Here is a 21721-nt window from a genome sequence, read left to right as displayed (position 1 = left end):
TAATTTACTAGTATAAGATATAAAGAATAAATAATTCGTTTGATTATCATTATTCTGCAAAAGTATAATAAGAGTATTCGGGGAATAATATTCATCATATTTTTAATTAATCTATTGTCCTTCAAATAATCAACAAAATCTTATTTAGAATTGTTAATTACTTTGTAGGGTGACTATTTTAATTTCGTAAGTGAAATCTTATATTAGCAAGCATTCTACCCAAAATTTATGAGTAAGGAAACTAAATATACCGAAGATAATATACGATCCCTCGATTGGAAAGAGCATATTCGTATGCGACCTGGAATGTATATAGGAAAATTAGGAGATGGATCATCAGCAGATGATGGAATCTATATATTAGTAAAGGAAGTACTTGACAATTCCATTGATGAATATGTTATGGGTGCTGGTAAAACCATTGAAATTTCTATACAAGGTGATAAAGTCATTGTTAGAGATTATGGTCGTGGGATTCCTTTAGGAAAAGTGGTAGATGTAGTTTCTAAAATGAATACTGGAGGAAAATATGATTCTAGAGCGTTTAAAAAGTCTGTAGGATTAAATGGGGTAGGTACAAAAGCTGTTAATGCGTTATCAGCATATTTTAGAGTTGAATCCACTAGGGATGGAAAATCTGCATCTGCAGAATTTGAAAAAGGTAACCTTACGAATCAAGATACTTTAGACGAAACTTCTAGAAGAAGGGGGACAAAAGTTTCTTTTGTTCCTGATAATACAATTTTTAAGCATTATAAATATCGAACAGAGTATGTTGCGAAAATGCTTAAGAATTATGTGTATTTAAATCCAGGATTAACCATTATTTTTAATGGAGAAAAATATTTTTCTGAAAATGGATTAAAGGATTTACTTTCGGATAACATCAATGAAGATGATCGATTATATCCTATTATTCACTTATTAGGGAATGATATAGAAATTGCTATTACACATAGTAAAACTCAATATAGCGAAGAATATCATTCATTTGTCAACGGGCAGCATACTACCCAAGGTGGAACACATCAAGCTGCTTTTAGAGAAGCTGTAGTGAAAACGATTAGGGAGTTCTATGGTAAAAATTACGAAGCTAGTGATATTCGTAAATCGATTGTTTCTGCTATCAGTATAAAAGTAATGGAACCAGTTTTTGAAAGTCAAACAAAAACGAAGTTAGGTTCTACCGAAATGGGAGGAGATTTACCAACTGTGAGAACGTATATCAATGATTTTGTAAAAACAAAATTAGATAATTTTTTACATAAGAATTCGGATGTAGCAGAGGCACTTCAAAGAAAAATATTACAAGCGGAGCGAGAACGAAAGGATTTATCCGGTATACGTAAATTAGCCAGAGAACGAGCAAAAAAGGCAAGTTTACATAATAAAAAATTAAGAGATTGTCGTGTTCACCTTACGGATAGTAAGAAAGACAGGAATTTGGAGAGTACTCTATTTATAACAGAGGGAGATTCTGCAAGTGGATCAATAACTAAATCCAGAGATGTAAATACACAAGCTGTTTTTAGCTTACGGGGAAAACCGTTGAATAGCTACAACATGAGTAAGAAAATTGTGTATGAAAATGAGGAGTTTAATTTATTGCAAGCGGCATTAAATATTGAAGAGTCCTTAGAAGATCTTAGGTATAATAATATTGTAATCGCTACTGATGCCGATGTTGATGGAATGCATATTAGATTGTTGTTAATTACATTTTTTCTTCAGTTTTTTCCAGAGGTCATAAAAGAAGGTCATTTGTATATTTTGCAAACACCATTATTTAGAGTTCGAAATAAAAAGGAAACCATTTATTGTTACTCAGAGCAGGAAAGAAGAGATGCTATTCAAAAATTATCAGGAAAACCTGAGATTACCCGATTTAAGGGATTAGGAGAAATATCACCAGATGAATTTGTTCATTTTATTGGAGATGATATTCGTTTAGATCCTGTAATGTTAGATAAAGACAAGTCTATTGAAGACTTGTTGTCTTTTTACATGGGAAAGAATACGCCTAGTAGACAGGAGTTTATTATAGAAAACTTGAAAGTAGAGCTGGACGCTGTTGAAGATTAGTACTAAAGAATACAAAAAAGTGCCCCGTAAAAGGTATGGATATAGAAAACGAAAACGAAGAATTACATAATGAATTAACACCAGAGGATCATCAACCTCAGGAAGTAATAACCAAAGTTACCGGCATGTATAAAGACTGGTTTTTGGATTATGCATCTTATGTAATCTTAGAACGTGCAGTCCCAGCAATAGAAGATGGATTAAAACCTGTACAACGAAGAATTCTTCATTCTATGAAAGATTTGGATGATGGAAGATATAATAAGGTGGCAAATATAGTTGGGCATACTATGCAATATCACCCACATGGTGATGCAAGTATTGCTGATGCTATGGTGCAAATTGGTCAAAGAGATTTGTTAATTGATATGCAAGGTAACTGGGGTAATATTCTCACAGGAGATAGGGCAGCAGCTTCCAGATATATCGAAGCACGTTTGTCTAAGTTTGCTTTAGATGTTGTCTATAATCCAAAAGTTACCGATTGGCAGTTATCTTACGATGGTCGAAAAAAAGAACCAATAAACCTTCCGGTTAAGTTTCCATTACTCCTTACTCAAGGAGCAGAAGGTATTGCTGTAGGATTAAGTACTAAAATTCTACCTCATAACTTTATTGAACTTATAGAAGCGTCTATAAAACATCTACAGGGTAAGCGTTTTACAATATTACCCGATTTTCCAACAGCTGGAATTGCTGATTTTACCAATTATAATGATGGTAATCGAGGAGGAAAGGTAAGAGTACGTGCAAAAATCTCGCAATTAGACAAGAACACATTGGTTATAAACGAGATACCGTTCTCTACTACAACTTCTAGTTTAATAGATTCGATTCTTAAAGCTAATGATAAAGGGAAGATTAAAATAAAAAAAATAGAGGATAATACTGCTGCAGAAGTAGAAATATTAGTGCATCTGCCAGGAGGTATTTCTCCGGATAAGACCATTGATGCTTTATATGCTTTTACGAATTGTGAATCGTCAATTTCACCATTGGGATGTGTTATCGAAGAAAATAGCCGACCTAATTTTATTGGAGTTTCTGAGATGTTAAGGCGTTCTACAGATCATACTGTAGAATTGTTGAAAAAAGAGTTAGAGATTCAGTTAAATGAATTACAGGAACAATGGCATTTTGCATCTCTAGAGCGGATTTTTATCGAAAATCGTATTTATCGTGAAATTGAGGAAGAAGAAACTTGGGAAGGAGTTATACAAGCAATTGACAAAGGGTTGCAACCCCATGTAAAACACTTGAAACGTGCAGTTACCGAAGAAGATATTGTTCGTTTGACGGAAATAAGAATTAAAAGAATTTCAAAATTTGATATTGATAAAGCGCAACAAAAGATCGAAGCGTTAGAAAATGATATAGCACAGGTAAAACATCATTTAGAGCACCTTATAGAATATACAATTTCTTACTTTAAGAGATTAAAAGATACTTATGGTAAAGGGAGAGAGCGTAAAACTGAAATCAGAATTTTTGATGATATAGAAGCTACCAAGGTTGTTATTAGGAATACAAAACTATATGTAAATAGAGAAGAAGGTTTTGTGGGAACATCATTGCGTAAGAATGAATATGTAGCAGATTGTTCTGATATTGACGATATCATTTGCTTTACCGCAGAAGGTAAACTTATGATAACTAAGGTAGATGCTAAAACTTTTGTAGGTAAGGATATTATTCATGTTGCTGTCTTTAAGAAGAAAGATAAGCGTACTATTTATAATATGATTTATCAAGATGGAAGAGGAGGAGCGTCTTATGTAAAACGTTTTGCAGTTACAGCTGTAACTAGAGATAAGGAATATGATCTAACACAAGGAAAAAAAGGTTCTAAGGCAACTTATTTTACAGCTAATCCTAATGGTGAAGCGGAGGTAATCACTATTTTCTTGCGTCAGGCAGGAAGTGTGAAGAAATTAAAATTTGATCTTGATTTTTCTGATTTATTAATAAAAGGAAGAGGAGTTAAGGGTAATATTGTTACCAAGTATAATATCAAGAAGATTGAGTTAAAAGAACAAGGAGTTTCTACTCTAAAACCACGTAAAATTTGGTTTGATGATACTGTGCAACGATTAAATGTAGACGGAAGAGGAGAATTGCTAGGAGAGTTTAAAGGAGAAGATCGTTTGTTGATTATTGGTCAAAAAGGTATTCTAAAGACTATTGTTCCTGAGATTACAGTGCATTTTGGTTCAGATATGGTAGTTCTAGAAAAATGGAAGCCAATGAAACCAATCTCTGCAATTTATTGGGATGGAGAAAAAGAACGATATTATGTAAAACGATTTTTAGTAGAAAATACAGATCGCGAAGAGACATTTATTTCTGATCATCAGAAATCATTCTTAGAAATTGTTTCTACGGATTATAGACCCGTTGCAGAAATTGTATACAATAAACTTAGAGGAAAAGATCAAAAACCAAATGACGAAATAAGTTTGGAAGATTTTATTTCTGTAAAAGGTATTAAAGCACAGGGAAATCAACTTACTACAGATAAGGTAAGGCAAATAAATTTATTAGACTCATTGCCTTATGATGAACCAGAAGATATACCTGCAGAGGAAATAGAGGTAGTTGAAGAAGAGTCTGTAAATCCAGATTCAAAGATTTCGTCAAATTTGGAAACAGGTAATGGAGTTTCATTAGATAATGACGAAGAAGACGATGGAGAGCAAACGAGTTTGTTCTAAAAATATTCAATCTATCTCAGAAAAACGGAATATTCTAAATATGAACTTGTGCTTTTTGTTAATAGATGATTAATTTGTCTACCACTTTTTTATTATCGGTATTTAGTAAAACAAAATAAACACCCTTTCTTAAATTAGAGACTTTAGCTATATCTACTGATTGATCATAGCTATTTGACATTATGGCTTTTCCTGAAGAATCATATATTTTAAGCTCTTTTTTAGAACTAGTTATTTTTTTAAACTTTATATAGGCTTCATCTTTTGTTGGGTTAGGATAAATCTCGAAGTATGTATTAGGATTGTCAATATCATTTATTCCTAGGGTGGTATTGTCTATAAATACATCTAGTTCTAAAAACTCAAAGTTACCACTACTTTGATATCCTTCTACAACAAAAGAAACCTCGTGTAGTTTTCCTAAATTCATATCGATAGACTCCCATTGTTTAAAATGCTCGGAAATATCTATAGTACCACTGTTTCTTGTATCTCTTCTAATACTAAAATATTGTTGAAAAGTAGCATTGCCGATAATAGAAGGTTGGTTTACTCTTGTGTTTTCATATATATCGTATATACTTCCGTTTATTTCAAAAGATTTTTTCAATATCGCACCATCCGCCATTGATGGAATCCAATTACGCCAATCTTCAATAATATAATATTCTACGAGAGGTTCGATAGTCCATCCGTAAATAGATAAATAAGAATTTCCTGAGTTAGTAGAGGGGTTGTAATCGCAATTATAAGTAGTGAAAAAATTTCCTATTTCCTGATGTTCTTGTGTTTGATTATATGCTAAGCCTCTTCTTGCTAAATAGTTCAAGATACCATCCCATTCTCCGCTGAATAATGCTTCATTTCCCAAAGTCATACAAGCAGTTCCTTGCGAATTCTGATTCCATAATTCATATCTAAAACCGTCTTCTTCTCCAGCGATTTGTTCTGATCCTGATTGTATGCAATATGTTTGTGCTATTATTTTTGAAATATTTCCTAAGGAAATTATCAATGATAAAATAAAGAGAATTGTTTGGTGTTTTGATTTGAAAAACAAAATATTCATCATCACTGTGTTTTATTAAATAATTGATTTTTAATAATTTGAAAAGCCTAACCTAAAGCAATACTTTAGGTTTTTACGTTAATATAAAATTATTTAATAACAATGAAAGACGAAAATTATTTAAGATATCAGGTGCTTTATTCACTAAAAATTTTAAGTAAATATTCTTAGGACTTCTTGATTATAAATAGATCGATTAAGATTTTTTTACAAATTTGGTTAAGATTACAATGTGCTGACCACTAATTTTTCCTTCAATATGTTCAGCATTATCATGAACTAATGAAATATTACGGACTGCAGTTCCTCTTTTGGCGGTAAAATTGGCACCTTTAACGTTTAGATCTTTTATGAGCACAACATTATCACCAACTTGTAGTAAAGCTCCATTAGAATCTAAATGTTTAATTAAAGAGCTTTCATCTTCACCGTCTCCTGTAGCTCCAGCCCAAGCGATAGTGTCATCATCAAGATATAACATATCTAAAAGGTCTTGTGGCCACCCTTCTGATTTTAATCTATTTAGCATTCTATAGGCCATAACTTTCACGCCAGGAACTTGACTCCACATACTGTCATTAAGACAACGCCAGTGATTAGGGTCCATCGTAGATGTATCTTCAATTTGCTCTTTACAGGTTGAACAAATCAAAATACTAGAATCTAACCCTACATTAGGGGATTCTGGGATATCATATACTGATAAGTTTTCGTTAGTGTTGCATAATTCGCACACCGTTCCACTGCGATCTTGTAGTTCTTTTAATTTACTCATTTGTTTCATTCGATAAGTGAGAGTGAGATCACTTTTATTAGTTTATACAAAAATGTGATAATTTCCTTTAAGTGTTATTCGTTTTGCCCACTGAGTTTCCCTTTCTTTCGAAGCTTAAAATTGATAAATTCTACAAACAAGGAAAAAGCAATTGTAAAGTATAAGTATCCTTTTGGAATTGTTCCTATTTCAGAATCAAATATTTGAAGATGCGCTAAATGAGCAGCTTCAGCAATCAACATAAATCCAATAAGAATCAAGAACGAAAGACCCAGAATCTGGATAGAAGGGTGTTTGTTTACAAAACGACCAACAGGAGTTGCAAATACCATCATAATTAAAACCGAAATAACTACAGCTATAATCATGATAATTAAAGCATCAGTTGGGTTATCACTTAGTCCGTTAGTCATACCAACGGCAGTAAGTATAGAATCAAAAGAAAACACAACATTAATCAATGTAATCTGAATAATTGCTTTGGATAAAGAACTAGAGCTTTTTTCTTGGATTTCTTTTTCTTCTTCTCCTTTTTCGTCTACTTTTTCATGAATTTCATGGACACTTTTATATAATAAAAACATTCCTCCTCCAAACAATATTAGGGATTGCCCACTAATTCCTGCTTCTACCCAAGGAAGATTGATATGCCAGAAAGGTGCTTCCATTGCTACCAGTAGAGAAATACCAAATAGCAATATAATTCTCATTACCATAGCTAATAACAAACCAATGTTTGTAGCTTTTTTTTGTTCTTGATCTGGTAATTTGCTAGAAGCTAGCGAAATGAATATGATATTGTCAATTCCTAAAACAATTTCTAGAAAGGTAAGTGTTAATAATGCTACCCAAGCATCAGCTGTTGCGAAAATTTCTAACATTACTTGATTTTTTTGGCGGTTCCTTTTTGCTTATTTTTTTTAACACCTACAAGTCCATATTCAAAAGTATATGTGTTCTTATCGGTAGTTAATATTTTCATGTGTATAGCTTTTTCTTCTGCCATATTTTTTGGATGAAGTTTCTTTACTATATACTCGCAGTCATTGATCCAACGAATACTGGCCGTATCACTTTTACCTTGAAAATAATCAATCTCTATTGAATCATTTCTTACAAATGTGGTTTTAGCAAGCTCACCATTTAAGTAAGTTTCAAATTCAAAAGTTCCTTTTTGAAATTCTGTACAATCACGTTTCTGCTGATAGCACCCAATAAATAATACAGAGAAAAAAAATAAAAAAATAAGTCGTTTCATAGCGTTATAATAACGAAAAACGAAAATAAATGTATTTCAACAGATTTTACAGTAACTATAGGAAAAGTTGTTAAGATATTTAATTCTTATAAACGTCAAAAGTACCATCTGTATAAAAAAAGACTATTTGACTAACGTTTTTAGTGCCAGAAGTAGTTTTTATCCTTGATGATGTAGTTTCTTCGGGTATATCATTAGGTAACGATGTGTTATCTGATTGTGAAAATAAATCTTGTTCAGATTCTACTTCGGTGTGCAAGGCTATTGGAGTAGGAGTTATAGGTTCTTTTTGCTCGGGTATTTCTTCTTGTTGCTGTATTGGCGCTTCAGATTTAGGAAATGATCCTTGTCCGTATAAAAGCCAATATAATTCTGCTTCTGGATACGCTTCAGTAACCTTCATTACAAAGTCTAGACTAGGTTTGTTTCTGCCAGATAAAATATGTGAAATTGAAGAACGTCCTACTCCCATAGCATCTGCAAATCCAGAAGCTGATACGTGATAAAATTTCATGATTTCTTGGATTCTTTTTCCAAAAGCAGCAGTGTTTACCATTGTAAACGAATTAAAGATGTGTAATAAGTTACAAAGGTAAACAAATCATATAGAAGAACGGTTTACATTTGTAAATTTAGTTATAAAGAGCATTAATTATATTAAACTAAAACTATAAATAAATTACTTTTATTAATTGAAAATAAGATGTTTATAGTATTTTTTTTACCTGAATAGTTAATCCCTTTTTATTTTTATAATTTTTATAAATCTCTTGTTTAACATCTTAAACAAACATCTATTTTTTATTGTTTACATTTGTAAATACAATTGATTTACAATTGTAACACTTGTTTAGGTTTACATATGTAAAAACTATTATATTTGTTATGAATCCTCGGTAAACAGTAGTAATTTTGAAGCTTTTATATGCTTATGGATATTAATGAATTATCTAGTTCTTTTACTAAATACAAGGAATCAACATTAGCTGGACGTTATATACATCTAGATCATATTAGTCCTTTAATCGATAGCTTTTCTGAGAAAATGAATGTGGAACTTTTGGGTCTTTCAGAAAATGATGCCCCTATTCATCTTATAAAAGTTGGTAAAGGTTCCAAGAAGTTATTATTCTGGTCACAGATGCATGGAAATGAAAGCACAACTACAAAATCTGTATTTGATTTTTTAAATATGCTATCAGATGAGTCAAATGAAGTTTCTAAATTGATTTTAGCTTCTTGTACCTTATTTATTATTCCTATGTTAAGTCCGGATGGAGCTAAAGCTTATACAAGACTTAATTATAATCTTGTTGATCTTAATAGGGATTCTCAGGATAGAAATCAAAAAGAAAGTGTTATACTAAGAAATTTAATTGATGAGATTCAACCAGATTTTGCATTTAATTTACACGGACAACGTACTATTTTTAGTGCTGGAGTAACTGATATACCGGCTACAGTTTCTTTTTTGTCTCCTGCAGGAGATAAAGATCGTAGAATTACTGAATGCCGTAGAATAGGTATGGAGGTTATTGTCGAAATGAATTCTATATTACAAAAGTGTATCCCTAATGGTGTAGGAAGGTATGATGATGGGTTTAATATTAATTGCGTGGGAGATACATTGTCTGATTTAGGTATTCCAACCATTTTATTTGAAGCAGGGCATTATAGGGATGATTATAACAGAGATACAACTAGGATTTATATTTTTTATGCGCTGCTTACGTCCGTTAAATATATCTCAGAAAATGATATAACAGGAGATAAGTATAAAGCTTATTTCGATATACCAGAAAATGGGAAATGTTTTTATGATATCATTATTAGGGATGTTATTTTAGATAATAAGAATGTTGATATAGCTATACAGTATACTGAGAAATTATCCGAAAATGATATTAAATTCGTTCCGAAAATTGTTAAAATTGAGGATTTACGAAATTTTTACGGTCATAGAGAAATTATCGGTAATAAAAGGGTAATATATAACGAAAACGTTACAGTAGAGGTGCTTCCGGAAAATGAGTTGTTAAAATTCCGGTTAAATGATGAATTATTCTCAACAGAATTAAGAAAAAGTTGAAAAAAAATGTATGAATACATTATTTTTCTGTTATTTTTGCAATGTAATTAATCGGGAAAATTTATTAGAATTACTATGGCAAAATTTAAATTAGACGAAGTAGATCACCAAATATTAGACATGTTGATCGAAAATACTCGTACTCCGTTTACGGATATTGCAAAAAAACTACTTATTTCTGCAGGAACTGTTCATGTGCGTGTTAAGAAAATGGAAGAAGCTGGAATTATAGAAGGTTCTTCATTAACATTAGATTATAAAAAATTAGGATATTCTTTTATCGCCTATGTGGGGATATATCTTCAGAATACTTCTCAAACCAAGTTTGTATTACAAAGAATTAAAGAAATTCCATTTGTAACTGTTGCTCATATAACTACAGGGAAGTTTAATATTTTTTGTAAAGTAAGAGCAAAAGATACCAACCATGCTAAAGATATTATTTTCCAATTAGATGATATAGATGGTGTATACCGTACAGAGACCATGATTTCATTAGAGGAAAGTATTAACGATAAAAAACGCTTAATGCATTCTATTTTTCAAGATTTGTAAAGGGCATTCGTATTAAAACATAAAAACCCTTTAGGAAATCATCTTAGAGGGTTTTTTAATGTAAAATAATTTATTAATCAACCATATTCGTAACCACAATTATGGCAAGACAACCAAAAATAGATCGTTTTAACCACAACGTTCTTACAAAATATCAGATATATAATAGTATATTTATTACATTACCTTTTGATGAAATCACTAATACTGGTGTATTATTACCTCTTTTTAAAGAAGTTTGTGAAAAGGGATATGATAAAAAAATGAACCCTTCTGAAATTGTAGATAATTTTTTTACATCGTATCAAGACAATCCTTCAGATAAGGAGAAACATGATTTATTATTTAGGTTTATTCAGTACATAGAGCGTCAGGTGGTATTATTTGATGCTATTGAAGATGCTGCATTTCCTATTGTTAATAATATGGATGGTAGGGGAACCTTAAGAAGTATTAAAGAAGAAGCGCAAGCAAAAGGGCAATTAGGAGAGTTAAAAGAGTATTTAAAGAGATTTAAAATCAGGCCTACGTTAACAGCACATCCTACACAATTTTATCCAGGCACTGTATTAGGTATTATTCATGATCTAGATACAGCAATCAGAGAAAATGATTCACAGTTAATTAAAAGATTATTAGTACAGCTTGGTAAGACAGCATTTTTCAAAAAAGAAAAACCTACACCGTATGATGAAGCAGTTAGTTTAATATGGTATTTAGAAAATGTATTTTATCATTCCGTAGGAACTATTTATAATTATATTCAACAAAACATATTCCAAGGAGAAGATCTTGAAAATGACTTGATCAACTTAGGTTTTTGGCCTGGTGGTGATAGAGATGGAAATCCATTTGTAACAACAGAAACAACTCTTAAAGTTGCTAAAAGATTACGTAAAACTATATTAATTAATTATTATAGAGATATGCGTAAGCTAAAACGTAGAATTACTTTTGGAAATCTTCAGGATAAGTTGGGTGTTTTAGAATCTGCTTTATATGATAATTTTTATTATGCTAAAACAGCTGAGCCTTTGTCTATTGATACGTTAATGAATGGTCTTTTAGAAGTTAGAGAAGAACTGATTAGTAAGCATCAGTCATTATTTTTAGAGGAGTTACAAGACTTAATTAATAAGGTGAAGATTTTTGGGTTCCACTTTGGGACTTTAGATATTAGACAAGATTCTAGAGTACATCATGGAGTACTTACTGAAATTGTTAAGAAAACTAATGAGTTAGAGTTAGGTTTCTTCCCAGAAAATTATGAAACATTGTCAGACGAAGAACAGATTCAGGTGTTATCCAATGTAACAGGGAAATTAGATCCTTCTGTTTTGGATAATGATATGGCCAGAGCAACTATAGAATCTATTTATGCGATAAAAACGATACAGAAAAACAATGGAGAACGAGGATCAAATCGTTATATAATTAGTAATAACGGTAGTGTTCTTAATGTTATGGAAGCTTTTGCTATGATCAGATTATGTGATTGGAAAAAGCCTAGTGTTGATGTAATACCATTATTTGAAACCGTTCCTGATCTTCGTGTATCTCATAATGTAATGGAAACCTTATATCGTAATCCTGCATATATGGAGCATCTAAAACGCAGAGGAATGAAACAAACTATTATGTTAGGTTTCTCTGATGGCACAAAAGATGGAGGGTATCTAATGGCAAATTGGGGTATTTTTAAAGCTAAAGAAGCGCTTACTGAAATATCCAGAAAATATAATGTAAAAGTAATATTCTTTGATGGTCGTGGTGGACCACCAGCTAGAGGAGGAGGAAATACAAATCAGTTCTATGCATCTCTTGGTCCTACGGTAGAAGATGAGCAAATTCAGATAACAGTACAAGGACAAACTATTAGTTCTAATTTTGGGACTCTTGATTCTTGTCAATATAATCTAGAACAATTATTAGGAGCTGGAGTAGAGAATCAATTGACTGATAATGAGTCTAATCTTTTTTCTAAAGAGAATAAAGAAACTATGCAAGAATTGGCAGATGTTAGTTATCAAACCTATGTGGATTTTAAAAATCATCCTAAGTTTTTACCATATTTAGAACATATGAGTACGCTTAAGTATTATGGAAAAGCTAATATTGGTAGTCGTCCTTCTAAGCGAAGTAAGAGTAGTAGTTTAGATTTTGGAGACTTAAGAGCAATCCCATTTGTAGGTAGTTGGAGTCAATTGAAACAAAATGTTCCAGGGTTTTATGGAGTGGGAACAGCTTTAAAAACATTTGAAGATAGAGGTGAATTTGATAAAATAACCAGTTTGTTTAAGGAATCGGCATTTTTTAGAGCATTACTCGGAAATAGTATGATGAGTTTGACTAAGTCATTTTTTCAGTTAACAGCATATATGAAAGATGATGAAGAATATGGTGCTTTTTGGAATATTATACACGAGGAATATGAACTTACTAAACGCCTATTGTTGAAGTTAACAGGGTATTCCGAATTAATGGAAAATGAGCCGGCAGGTAAGGCTTCAATTGATATTAGAGAAAATATCGTATTGCCATTACTTACAATCCAGCAATATGCACTAAAGAAAATTCAGGATATAAACAGGACAGGTGAAGGTGTAGAAGATTTAGAAATTTATGAAAAGATGGTAACACGTTCATTATTTGGAAACATTAATGCAAGTCGTAATTCTGCCTAAATAAATTGTAAATTATGAATAAAACCACAACAGTATTTAATCTGTTGTGGTTTTATTTTTAATTCATCTGTTTTAATTAAATTTACTAAAGTAATTTTGAGTAAAATGGATAAATGTTACTAAGGTGACTTCCTTTTGATATAATTGTAATAATCAATTAAAAAAGATATTGTCTTTTAATATAGAAGAAAAAAGTAAATAATAATGGTTGAAGTTCTTACTAAGATTTTCTTTGTTTTTGCCGTAATTGATCCGATAGGATCGATACCTGTTTATTTAGAAGCAACTAAGGAGTTTGATATAGTTCATAAGAAAAAAGTTGCAGTAAGAGCTTCGGTAATTGCTTTTCTGATTCTTTTGTTTTTTATAGTTATAGGGCAATTGATTTTAGAAGGAATGTCTGTTTCATTAGATGCATTTCAGATTTCGGGAGGTGTTATACTTTTTCTATTTGCATTGACTATGATATTTGGTGACGGAAAACCAGAACAAGAGAAAAATAGAATTACGGATTATAAGCACGTCACGATATTTCCTATTGCAATCCCTTCAATCGCTTCTCCAGGAGCTATCATGGCAGTTGTTCTAATGACAGATAATCATTTATATTCTATTACACAACAAGCAGCTACAACAGTTATTGTATTACTAGTTATAGGAATTACTAGTTTAATATTACTTACTGCTAATCATTTACAAAAAAAAATAGGGAACTATGGAATTACTGTGATTAGTAAAATTATGGGGTTAATTTTAGCGTCCTATGCGGTACAGAGTATTTTAAGTGGAATAAGCCATTATTTCAGTAACCCATAAGGGTTTTATAAAGTTCAGATTTTCTTCTAATAATCAAAGCAACTTTTCAGTGGGTTATGTATCTTATTTATATAACAAAAAAATAAATAATGAAACTTAGATTTTTTTATCTTCTATTAATTATAGTATGTTTATTTAGTAGTTGTAATAGCAATGATTGCGAATTGGTTGTTTGTGCTCCAAATGCCTCGTTTAGATTTGAAGTAGTAAATTCAGATGGTCAAAATTTACTATCAAATGGTATGCTTCAAATTGCTGATATTATGATTACGGATTTAGATAATCAAAGCATAATTGATCTCATTTTAATCAATGAAAATTCTACTTTAGAAATTAATTCGATGTCACTGCCATTGGGAATAACAAGTTATTCTGTACAAGTTTCTAATACCGAATTTTTTACGTTAGAATTAAAGACAGTAAGGACAAACGGAGAATGTTGTGATGTAATTAATTTCAGCAATTTAGAAATACGAAATTCTGAATTTGTTTTTGATGAAAATACAGGTGTGTATACGTTTTTGTTAGAGTAATATTAACTACAGTGTTGTACCATAACTGTTTACTGAAAACAATGAATTTTATTCATTGTTTTTTTTGTTTGTACTATTTACTTATTAAAATAGCATAAATTAGTTCTATTAATATGTAAACGATCCTGATTTATAAAATATTTAAACAAATGACTAGAATATTCACCATCTTATTTTTTTTATTCTTTACTGCTTTTTCGTTTTCTCAGGATATTTCTGGTGATTGGATTGGAGAAGTAAACATTAATGGAAATAAGTTAGAGATAGTATTTAATATAAAAAAAGTGTCTAATGATTATGTATCAGCACTAAGTATATTAAAACAAGGACTAAGTGGTGCTAAAGCTACTGAAACAACGATTATAGATTCTGTAGTAACAATGTTATTTCCTGATCTTAAACTTGTGTATAAAGGAAGATTTAATAAAAATGCCGAGATTATTGGTGATTTTTCGCAAAACGGTCGTCCTATTCCTTTAAATCTGAAAAAAGGAACTATTACTTTAAATAGACCACAAGAACCTAAACCACCTTTTAATTATCGTTCTGAAAGTATAACATTTATCAATAAAGACGACAACATTAAGTTAAGTGGAACCTTATCAATGCCTAAAAAGAAGGGTAAATATCCTTTAGCTATTATAATTAGTGGTAGTGGTCCACAAAATAGAGATGGAGACATGTTTGGTCATAAACCGTATTTTGTATTGGCGGATGATTTAACAAAAAATGGAATAGCTATATTTCGTTTTGATGAAAGAGGTATGGGTGAATCTGAAGGAAACTTTAATACTGTTACAATCGATGTTTCGGCTTCTGATGTTAAGTATGCAATAGACTTTTTAAAAGAAAGAAAAGAATTTAATGATTCTAAAGTTGGATTAATTGGGCATAGTATTGGTGGTCTCGTGGCTCCTAAAGTTGCTGCGGAGAAGGGAGGGTTAGATTTTTTAGTGCTATTAGCTGCTCCTGGAATAAACGGAGATGAATTAATGCTGTTGCAAAAAGCAGCCTTCGAAAGAGATCTTGGTTTGAACGAAATACAAATTCAACAAGGTCAGCATGTGGTAAAAGAAGCTTATGATATAATTGTGAATTCGGATTTGGATAATGTGTCTTTGAAAGATAGTATTAATTCATACTATTCTAATAAATACGGTGATATGTTTCCTGAGAATCAAAGAAAAATGTTGGTGAAACAAATTACCAGTTCAGAGGTGGCTAGTTTTGTAAGATCCAAACCTGCGAAATATTTAGAAACAATTGATGTTCCAGTATTGGCGCTAAATGGAGATAAAGATTTACAAGTTTTGGCAAAAGAAAATTTAGAAGGAATTAAAAGTGCACTTGAAAAAGGAGGTAATAAAGATGCCAAGGTTGTAGCATTAGAAAATCTTAATCATCTTTTTCAAGAATCTGAAACAGGTTCGTTAAATGAATATTCGGATATTGAACAAACGTTTTCTCCTGTGGCATTAGATATAATTTCGAAATGGATAAAGGAACAGGTAAAATAAAATAACTACTATTTTAGCTTATGCTTTATAAGATGTTTTTTTAGAATCAATTTAGTAATAGAAAGTGACGTACGAAGAAATCATAGCTTATTTATATACACTTGAAGACAGGAGTAAAGTAGTTTATAAACAAAAGAAGTTTGGTATTGTATCTCATAATTCCTTAGGAATATATCACAAAGATTTAAAAGAATTAGCAAAAGAGATTGGAAAGAATAGGAATGCTCTTGCTCTTAAGCTTTTTGATAGTGGTATATATGAAGGTAGGTTGCTATGTAGCAAATTGTTTAACCCAAATGATCTTACCGAAGAGTTAATGGAGAAGTGGGTGAGAACATTCGAAAATTGGGAAGTTTGCGATAGTTTCTGTATGGGATTATTTTCTAAAAGTAATTTTGCGTTGGCTAAAATAATTGATTGGGCAAAAAGAGAACCTGAATTCGAAAAAAGAGCTGGTTTTGCAATTATGGCTGCGTATTGTATGGCTGATAAAAAATCAGATAATGATTTATTTGAACAGTTTTTTCCAATTATTAAAAAAGAAGCAAATGATGAAAGATTATATGTGAAAAAAGCAATAAATTGGGCTTTGAGAAATATAGGAAAACGAAATAAAGATTTAAATAAAAGAGCAATCAAAGTTGCTAATCAGTTATTAGAATCAAAGAATGCTTCCGCAGTTTGGATAGCAAAAGACGCATTAAACGAATTGCAAAAAGAAAACGTACGCATCTCTGATTACCCGAGAAATATGTATAGACCAAAAAAATGAGTTTAATAAAAGGAATACTATAAACTATACAGTCTTAAATATCATAGTTCTTTTTGGTGCAATACAAGGTTTTACCTTGTGTGTATATTTATTTTCGAAAAGAAAAGAAAATAAAAGAGCATTTTGGTTTTACACCTTGTTTTTATTTTCGTTATCTTTTTATAATTTAAGATATGCTTTATTGTATATGGGGGTTGATTCAGTGGGTTTCATCCCTTTAGCTTCTTTTCCTTTTCCTTACAAATATTTGATGGCTGTAGGATTTTATTTCTATATCAAAAGCCAGGTTTCAAAAAAAGAAAAAGCTATTTTTTCCTATGAGTTTATCTTATTTATTCCTGCTATTATTTATGGTTTACTAAGAGCATACTGGTATTTTATACTTCACACTGGTATTGATAAAGATATTTTTTGGAATGTGTATAAAAGCGGCTTTTTTCTATATAACGAGTTTGTGTACCTTGTTTTTAATCTATTGGTTATGATAGGTGTGCTTAGGTTTATTAAAAGTAGAAAGAAATTAATAAAAGGATCTGTTTCAACTAAAAAGAATTGGGAATGGCTGCTGGTCTTTTCTAAAATGTTTGTAATTGTTATTATTTTTAATTTATTGCATCAGATTATTGCTAACTCCTTTGAATTACAGCATAGCGGAAAATTTTATTACATCATCTTAGTATTAAATTCAGTGTATATCTATTGGATAGGTTTTATTGGTTTTACAAAATCAAACTTATTATTTAAAACTTTTAATTTTAATGAGGTAGTAGGGGAAGAAGATGATTTGCTAAAAAATAGAATAGAACATTTTATAATAGATAAAGAAGCCTTTACAAATCGAAATTTCAAAGTTTCTGACTTGGCTTTGCTATTATCAATATCTGAAAAGGAATTATCATTATATATTCATAATACTTATCATATGTCTTTTACTGATTTTATAAATGCATATAGAGTAGAAAAAGTAAAAAAATTATTAATTTCTTCTGATCAAGAAAAATTTACATTACTTGCGATTTCAGAAAAAGCGGGTTTTAGTTCTAAATCATCTTTTAATGCTGTTTTTAAGAAAGTAACAGGTCTAACTCCTACGCAGTACAAGAAGAATCATAAAAACGAATAAGTCCAATATTTTTTTTCTGGACATTCTTGTCTTTTTTTAGAAGTGTTTTTCTTTTCATAGCCTATAGTTTTGAAGAAGTGAAATTTAAAAACCATAGTTATGAAAAGATTTTTTTCAGTCGTAATCATTACCATTTCAGTATTTTATTCAAAGAGCTACAGTCAAGAAAAAGTTGAATCCGTTCAAGACAGTATTAATATATTTTATGATAGTTTTTTTGAACAATTAGAAGCTAATTATTTATATCGAAAAAATGTTAACTGGAGTGAAATAAAACCATTTGTAAAAAAAGAAGCTTTGAAGAAAAGTACTTTCGAGGAATCATTAGAGGTTTGCGCGAAACTTTTTGATACTATTAAAGGAGATCATTTATTGCTTTTTTCAGAGAAAAAAATGTATCAAAGTAGTCTCAAAAGACAAATTACTAAAGAAGATTTACACAGTAGTTTATTGGCAAAATACAGTGAAGAACCAAAGTTTGACATAAAAGTAATTAATGATCATTATGGGTATGTCTTCATTCCAGGAATGCTTTTGCTTAATGCAACAGAAAAGCAACTAAATGAAAGAAGTCAGAAAATATATGATGCCATCATAAAAGTGGATACTTCTACCAAAATAAAAGGATGGATCATTGATTTACGACTAAACATAGGAGGGAACTCCAATGTCATGCTTGCTGGATTATACCATTTAATCGGCGATAATACAGTGTCATTATATTTGGATGCAGATAAGAATGTGAAAAATCGTTCGGGACTTGATAATGGTATTTATTATGAGGATCAAAAAATACAAGCGCAAGTAAAGACAACTACTAAACCTAAAACTGAAATCCCTGTTGTTTTATTAACAGGTGTAATGACCGCTAGTGCCGAAGAGTTTGTAGCTTTAGGTATTAGAAGAAGAAAAAATACGGTGATTATTGGTGAGGAAAGTTATGGTTTGACTACTGCTAATGATTTATTTGAATTGCCATTTAAAACAAAAGCCGCGATAACATTAAGCTATGCGACAGATAAATCTGCGAGGTTTACCAAAACTATTAAACCAGAAATAGAGATTATTAAAGAGGCTAACTTTCAAGATTTAACTAAAGACAAGAATGTTATGGAGGCAATAAAGTTTATTGATGCTAAAAAATAAATTAACTATTTAGTATAATCCGCTTATCTTATAAATAACTGTTAATGCAATCAATGAATGTTTCTAGAATTAGTAAATTTCGACATAATTTATAAATAGTTATATATGCAATCATTACTTGCACAAGGAGAATATAATCCATATTACGGAAGTTTTATAGACAAAGCAGAAAGTAATAATATCATAGAAGGATTACAGCTAGGAAAGAAGAAGTTTATTGATTTTGTAAACGCTATCCCTAAGGAAAAATTGACTTATGCTTATGAAGATGGTAAATGGACCATAGCAGAGGTGATACAGCATATAATTGATACAGAACGTATATTTTCATATAGAGCACTTCGATTTGCGAGAAAAGACCAAGAACCCTTGATAGGATTTGATCAAGATGCTTATGTTCCTAATTCTAATGCGAATACATATAGTGCTGAAGAACTTATCGAAGATTTCGAAGCAGTAAGGAATAGTTCAATTACATTATATAAGCGATTTACAACAGATATGTTGACTCAAATAGGAGAGGCGAGTGGTAGTCCAATGAGTACTAGAGCAGCAGGGTATATACTTTCTGGTCATCAGAATCATCACGTAGAAGTGATTAAGGAAAGATATCTTTGAGAAATTAATGATAACTAAGGAGGAAATAGCAAAGAAATATCTTTTTTTACTCGAAAAGGGTGATGTTGGTCAAATAATCGATTTGTTTGCTGATAATGGAACTGTAGTGTCTCCTTTGTATGGAACATTATCGGCATCTAAATTTTATAAAGTTTTGTCTGAAGACACAAATTCTTCAAAACTTCATCTAGATGGTGTTTTTTTGGAGAAGAACACTAATCGTATTTCTTTATTATTTGATTATGAATGGATACTTAAAAATAAAAGCAAAGTAGCTTTTAAAGTTGTTGATATATTGGAGCTTACGAAAGACAATAAAATTCAAAAATTAACTATCATATATGATACTGTAAATACAAGAGTTTTGAAAGATGCTTTATAAACTATAATGTAGTTTTTTTAAAGCTATTGTTAAAATTGAGATAACACTATAGTATTCTTACACGATATTCTCTTCTTAGAATTAAATTAAAATAATTAGAGAAATTAAAAGTATTTACCCCTTTTTTTCCAAAGGTTCTACCAATAAAATTTTTAGTTTTCCCATCCTTTCCTACACTATGTATGTGGAGTGATTTCGAACCTTTCTTTGATTTTCTGGACTCAAAAACATCAAAAGAACTAAACGCGTCAACTGCAAAAATGGTAACTCCTAATTCTTTCGCTACTTCTATGTCAAATCCCGAAACTGACCTGACATTTCTTTTGTTTTCCTGAATTTCCTTAGGATGACCGTGTAATTGTCCAAGAAGCATTAATCCTTCTCCAACTCTTGGGGCACTATTTCGACCTACACTATATGTACTAATTATAATCTCTTTATTAGTTTTTAGCTCAGGAATCCAATCTCTAACGGCAGAAACTTTTCCATTATTGACATTTAATACTATGAAAACCTGATTTTCTAATCCTTCTTTCATAGTATCATCAGCAATTCTTTGTACTTCTTTTTGTATTTGATTTTCATCAAAGGTGACTACATAACTATTTTTGTGTAGTTCTTGTATTCCTGAAATAGATCTGGGTCCTCCCTTTTCTTCAATTACGTAGTTCCATTCTCTGATATCAATGACTCTTAGATTGTTAGTTTTAGATCCATCGGATCCAAGTTCTTCTCCCGTTACGCGATCGATGTAATAATCTTTATAAGAGTATACAGAGTTAAAAGAGAATAAGCATATTAGTGTTATGAATAAGCAGTATTTGGTTATCATAATAACTATTTTGGTTAGAATCTATATATGTATATGTCCTAATATTGCAAAATGTTACTAGATGAAGATGAATTTTGTTGAGTAAAATTAGTTTGTAACTGTCTTTTTATAAAGAATATTCTAACCTCAAACAATGTTTTTTAAGGACTCAATATCTAATTCGTGACCTCCAGGATGAGACCTAAATTCTATTTGAGGTACTATACCTTTTACCCGTATTTTTTCAGCTTCTACCTTGTCGATTTCAAAATAAGGATCGTTTTCTCCAAGAATATGAGTGATTTTGGTTGTTTTAGTTAAAAAAGTAAAATCTTCTTTTTTTAGTTCCTTAGGGAAACCACCAGAAATCATAACAAAGGCATTAGGTTGTATTTTTCTACTCGCTATCCATCTACTTGCAATGCTGACACCTTGAGAGTATCCTAAAACAACAAAATTGATAGACGAGGGAAATTTTTCAGATTCCATAATAGCATCTATATAATTTAATACATTTTTAGTTTCAGTTTGCGTATTTTCTTTGGTAAGCCAACTAGAACCAACTCTTTTGTAATCATTATTCTTGTAATACTTAGAAGGAGCTTGAGGAGCAATGATATAATTGTTTACCGGATCAAGACTTTGGAATAAACGAATAAAATACCTACTTAGGTACCCAATCCCATGAAAAACTAACCAGACTGTCTTGGTTTGATCGGTTAATTCATTCAGAGTATCAAACGTGTTTGTGGATTGATAGACAACCTCTTTTTGCATAAT

General features: G+C 30.8%; 20 protein-coding genes. 13 read left to right on the top strand and 7 right to left on the bottom strand.

Annotated features, from left to right (window positions below; translation table 11 throughout):
• Positions 1 to 228 precede the first annotated feature (228 nt).
• Both BMY33_RS04150 and BMY33_RS04145 read left to right on the top strand, forming a co-directional pair.
• Positions 229 to 2082, top strand: coding sequence for a DNA topoisomerase IV subunit B (locus BMY33_RS04150; RefSeq protein WP_091405952.1), 1854 nt, complete (start codon positions 229 to 231; stop codon positions 2080 to 2082).
• Positions 2083 to 2117: 35 nt separating this feature from the next.
• Positions 2118 to 4793: a DNA gyrase/topoisomerase IV subunit A gene (locus BMY33_RS04145; protein ID WP_091405950.1), complete on the top strand. Its 2676-nt coding sequence runs from the start codon at positions 2118 to 2120 to the stop codon at positions 4791 to 4793.
• 58 nt (positions 4794 to 4851) lie between these two features.
• On the opposite strand, the gene BMY33_RS04140 is transcribed toward BMY33_RS04145, so the two are convergent.
• From BMY33_RS04140 to BMY33_RS04120, 5 genes are all read right to left on the bottom strand, one after another.
• On the bottom strand, positions 4852 to 5865 hold the full coding sequence (locus BMY33_RS04140; protein WP_091405948.1) for a glycoside hydrolase family 11 protein: 1014 nt from the start codon (positions 5863 to 5865) through the stop codon (positions 4852 to 4854).
• A gap of 193 nt (positions 5866 to 6058) precedes the next feature.
• Positions 6059 to 6637, bottom strand: coding sequence for a PhnA domain-containing protein (locus tag BMY33_RS04135; protein WP_091406091.1), 579 nt, complete (start codon positions 6635 to 6637; stop codon positions 6059 to 6061).
• 74 nt (positions 6638 to 6711) lie between these two features.
• On the bottom strand, positions 6712 to 7518 hold the full coding sequence (locus BMY33_RS04130) for a TerC family protein (protein ID WP_091405947.1): 807 nt from the start codon (positions 7516 to 7518) through the stop codon (positions 6712 to 6714).
• Entirely contained in the window at positions 7518 to 7895 is a 378-nt protein-coding gene (locus BMY33_RS04125; protein ID WP_091405945.1) for a DNA topoisomerase IV, read from the bottom strand. The genes BMY33_RS04130 and BMY33_RS04125 overlap by 1 nt, the downstream gene beginning before the upstream one ends.
• Positions 7896 to 7974: 79 nt before the next feature.
• A complete protein-coding gene (locus BMY33_RS04120) occupies positions 7975 to 8451 on the bottom strand; it encodes a helix-turn-helix domain-containing protein (RefSeq protein WP_091405943.1) in 477 nt (158 codons plus the stop codon).
• Positions 8452 to 8820: 369 nt separating this feature from the next.
• Here BMY33_RS04120 and BMY33_RS04115 point away from each other — a divergent pair, with 369 nt between their 5' ends.
• The 11 genes from BMY33_RS04115 to BMY33_RS04065 all read left to right on the top strand — a co-directional run bounded on the left by BMY33_RS04115 (position 8821) and on the right by BMY33_RS04065 (position 20130).
• The gene (locus BMY33_RS04115; protein WP_091405942.1) at positions 8821 to 9984 is read left to right on the top strand and encodes a M14 family zinc carboxypeptidase; all 1164 of its coding nucleotides are present in this window, start codon (positions 8821 to 8823) and stop codon (positions 9982 to 9984) included.
• A gap of 75 nt (positions 9985 to 10059) precedes the next feature.
• Entirely contained in the window at positions 10060 to 10539 is a 480-nt protein-coding gene (locus BMY33_RS04110; protein ID WP_027391699.1) for an Lrp/AsnC family transcriptional regulator, read from the top strand.
• Positions 10540 to 10640: 101 nt separating this feature from the next.
• Positions 10641 to 13223, top strand: a complete 2583-nt coding sequence (locus tag BMY33_RS04105) for a phosphoenolpyruvate carboxylase (RefSeq protein WP_091405940.1) — start codon at positions 10641 to 10643, stop codon at positions 13221 to 13223.
• Positions 13224 to 13427: 204 nt separating this feature from the next.
• Positions 13428 to 14039: a MarC family protein gene (locus BMY33_RS04100; RefSeq protein ID WP_091405939.1), complete on the top strand. Its 612-nt coding sequence runs from the start codon at positions 13428 to 13430 to the stop codon at positions 14037 to 14039.
• An 89-nt stretch (positions 14040 to 14128) separates the two neighbouring features.
• The gene (locus BMY33_RS04095; RefSeq protein WP_091405937.1) at positions 14129 to 14572 is read left to right on the top strand and encodes a hypothetical protein; all 444 of its coding nucleotides are present in this window, start codon (positions 14129 to 14131) and stop codon (positions 14570 to 14572) included.
• A 149-nt stretch (positions 14573 to 14721) separates the two neighbouring features.
• The gene (locus BMY33_RS04090) at positions 14722 to 16089 is read left to right on the top strand and encodes an alpha/beta hydrolase family protein (protein ID WP_091405935.1); all 1368 of its coding nucleotides are present in this window, start codon (positions 14722 to 14724) and stop codon (positions 16087 to 16089) included.
• 64 nt (positions 16090 to 16153) lie between these two features.
• A complete protein-coding gene (locus BMY33_RS04085; RefSeq protein WP_091405933.1) occupies positions 16154 to 16861 on the top strand; it encodes a DNA alkylation repair protein in 708 nt (235 codons plus the stop codon).
• A gap of 187 nt (positions 16862 to 17048) precedes the next feature.
• A complete protein-coding gene (locus tag BMY33_RS04080) occupies positions 17049 to 17984 on the top strand; it encodes a helix-turn-helix domain-containing protein (RefSeq protein ID WP_139195582.1) in 936 nt (311 codons plus the stop codon).
• A 99-nt stretch (positions 17985 to 18083) separates the two neighbouring features.
• Complete coding sequence (locus BMY33_RS04075) at positions 18084 to 19130, top strand: S41 family peptidase (RefSeq protein WP_091405929.1); 1047 nt, start codon at positions 18084 to 18086, stop codon at positions 19128 to 19130.
• A 105-nt stretch (positions 19131 to 19235) separates the two neighbouring features.
• Entirely contained in the window at positions 19236 to 19748 is a 513-nt protein-coding gene (locus tag BMY33_RS04070) for a DinB family protein (protein ID WP_091405928.1), read from the top strand.
• A 7-nt stretch (positions 19749 to 19755) separates the two neighbouring features.
• A complete protein-coding gene (locus tag BMY33_RS04065; protein WP_244542973.1) occupies positions 19756 to 20130 on the top strand; it encodes a nuclear transport factor 2 family protein in 375 nt (124 codons plus the stop codon).
• Positions 20131 to 20176: 46 nt separating this feature from the next.
• Here BMY33_RS04065 and BMY33_RS04060 read toward each other — a convergent pair whose 3' ends face one another.
• Together BMY33_RS04060 and BMY33_RS04055 are read right to left on the bottom strand one after the other, a co-directional pair.
• The gene (locus tag BMY33_RS04060; protein ID WP_091405926.1) at positions 20177 to 20962 is read right to left on the bottom strand and encodes a hypothetical protein; all 786 of its coding nucleotides are present in this window, start codon (positions 20960 to 20962) and stop codon (positions 20177 to 20179) included.
• Positions 20963 to 21088: 126 nt separating this feature from the next.
• A complete protein-coding gene (locus BMY33_RS04055) occupies positions 21089 to 21718 on the bottom strand; it encodes an alpha/beta hydrolase (protein ID WP_091405924.1) in 630 nt (209 codons plus the stop codon).
• Positions 21719 to 21721: the final 3 nt, after the last annotated feature.

It is taken from the genome of Aquimarina amphilecti (assembly GCF_900109375.1).
Lineage (GTDB): Bacteria > Bacteroidota > Bacteroidia > Flavobacteriales > Flavobacteriaceae > Aquimarina > Aquimarina amphilecti.
Note: the sequence above shows the minus strand (reverse complement) of the source record. Positions and strands in the feature narration are given on the sequence as shown.

Coding starts and splice junctions, on each gene's coding strand:
- BMY33_RS04150 (WP_091405952.1), top strand. CDS start 229: ATGAGTAAGGAAACTAAATATACCGAAGATAATATACGATCCCTCGAT.
- BMY33_RS04145 (WP_091405950.1), top strand. CDS start 2,118: ATGGATATAGAAAACGAAAACGAAGAATTACATAATGAATTAACACCA.
- BMY33_RS04140 (WP_091405948.1), bottom strand. CDS start 5,865: ATGATGAATATTTTGTTTTTCAAATCAAAACACCAAACAATTCTCTTT.
- BMY33_RS04135 (WP_091406091.1), bottom strand. CDS start 6,637: ATGAGTAAATTAAAAGAACTACAAGATCGCAGTGGAACGGTGTGCGAA.
- BMY33_RS04130 (WP_091405947.1), bottom strand. CDS start 7,518: ATGTTAGAAATTTTCGCAACAGCTGATGCTTGGGTAGCATTATTAACA.
- BMY33_RS04125 (WP_091405945.1), bottom strand. CDS start 7,895: ATGAAACGACTTATTTTTTTATTTTTTTTCTCTGTATTATTTATTGGG.
- BMY33_RS04120 (WP_091405943.1), bottom strand. CDS start 8,451: ATGGTAAACACTGCTGCTTTTGGAAAAAGAATCCAAGAAATCATGAAA.
- BMY33_RS04115 (WP_091405942.1), top strand. CDS start 8,821: ATGCTTATGGATATTAATGAATTATCTAGTTCTTTTACTAAATACAAG.
- BMY33_RS04110 (WP_027391699.1), top strand. CDS start 10,060: ATGGCAAAATTTAAATTAGACGAAGTAGATCACCAAATATTAGACATG.
- BMY33_RS04105 (WP_091405940.1), top strand. CDS start 10,641: ATGGCAAGACAACCAAAAATAGATCGTTTTAACCACAACGTTCTTACA.
- BMY33_RS04100 (WP_091405939.1), top strand. CDS start 13,428: ATGGTTGAAGTTCTTACTAAGATTTTCTTTGTTTTTGCCGTAATTGAT.
- BMY33_RS04095 (WP_091405937.1), top strand. CDS start 14,129: ATGAAACTTAGATTTTTTTATCTTCTATTAATTATAGTATGTTTATTT.
- BMY33_RS04090 (WP_091405935.1), top strand. CDS start 14,722: ATGACTAGAATATTCACCATCTTATTTTTTTTATTCTTTACTGCTTTT.
- BMY33_RS04080 (WP_139195582.1), top strand. CDS start 17,049: ATGGGGGTTGATTCAGTGGGTTTCATCCCTTTAGCTTCTTTTCCTTTT.
- BMY33_RS04075 (WP_091405929.1), top strand. CDS start 18,084: ATGAAAAGATTTTTTTCAGTCGTAATCATTACCATTTCAGTATTTTAT.
- BMY33_RS04070 (WP_091405928.1), top strand. CDS start 19,236: ATGCAATCATTACTTGCACAAGGAGAATATAATCCATATTACGGAAGT.
- BMY33_RS04065 (WP_244542973.1), top strand. CDS start 19,756: ATGATAACTAAGGAGGAAATAGCAAAGAAATATCTTTTTTTACTCGAA.
- BMY33_RS04060 (WP_091405926.1), bottom strand. CDS start 20,962: ATGATAACCAAATACTGCTTATTCATAACACTAATATGCTTATTCTCT.
- BMY33_RS04055 (WP_091405924.1), bottom strand. CDS start 21,718: ATGCAAAAAGAGGTTGTCTATCAATCCACAAACACGTTTGATACTCTG.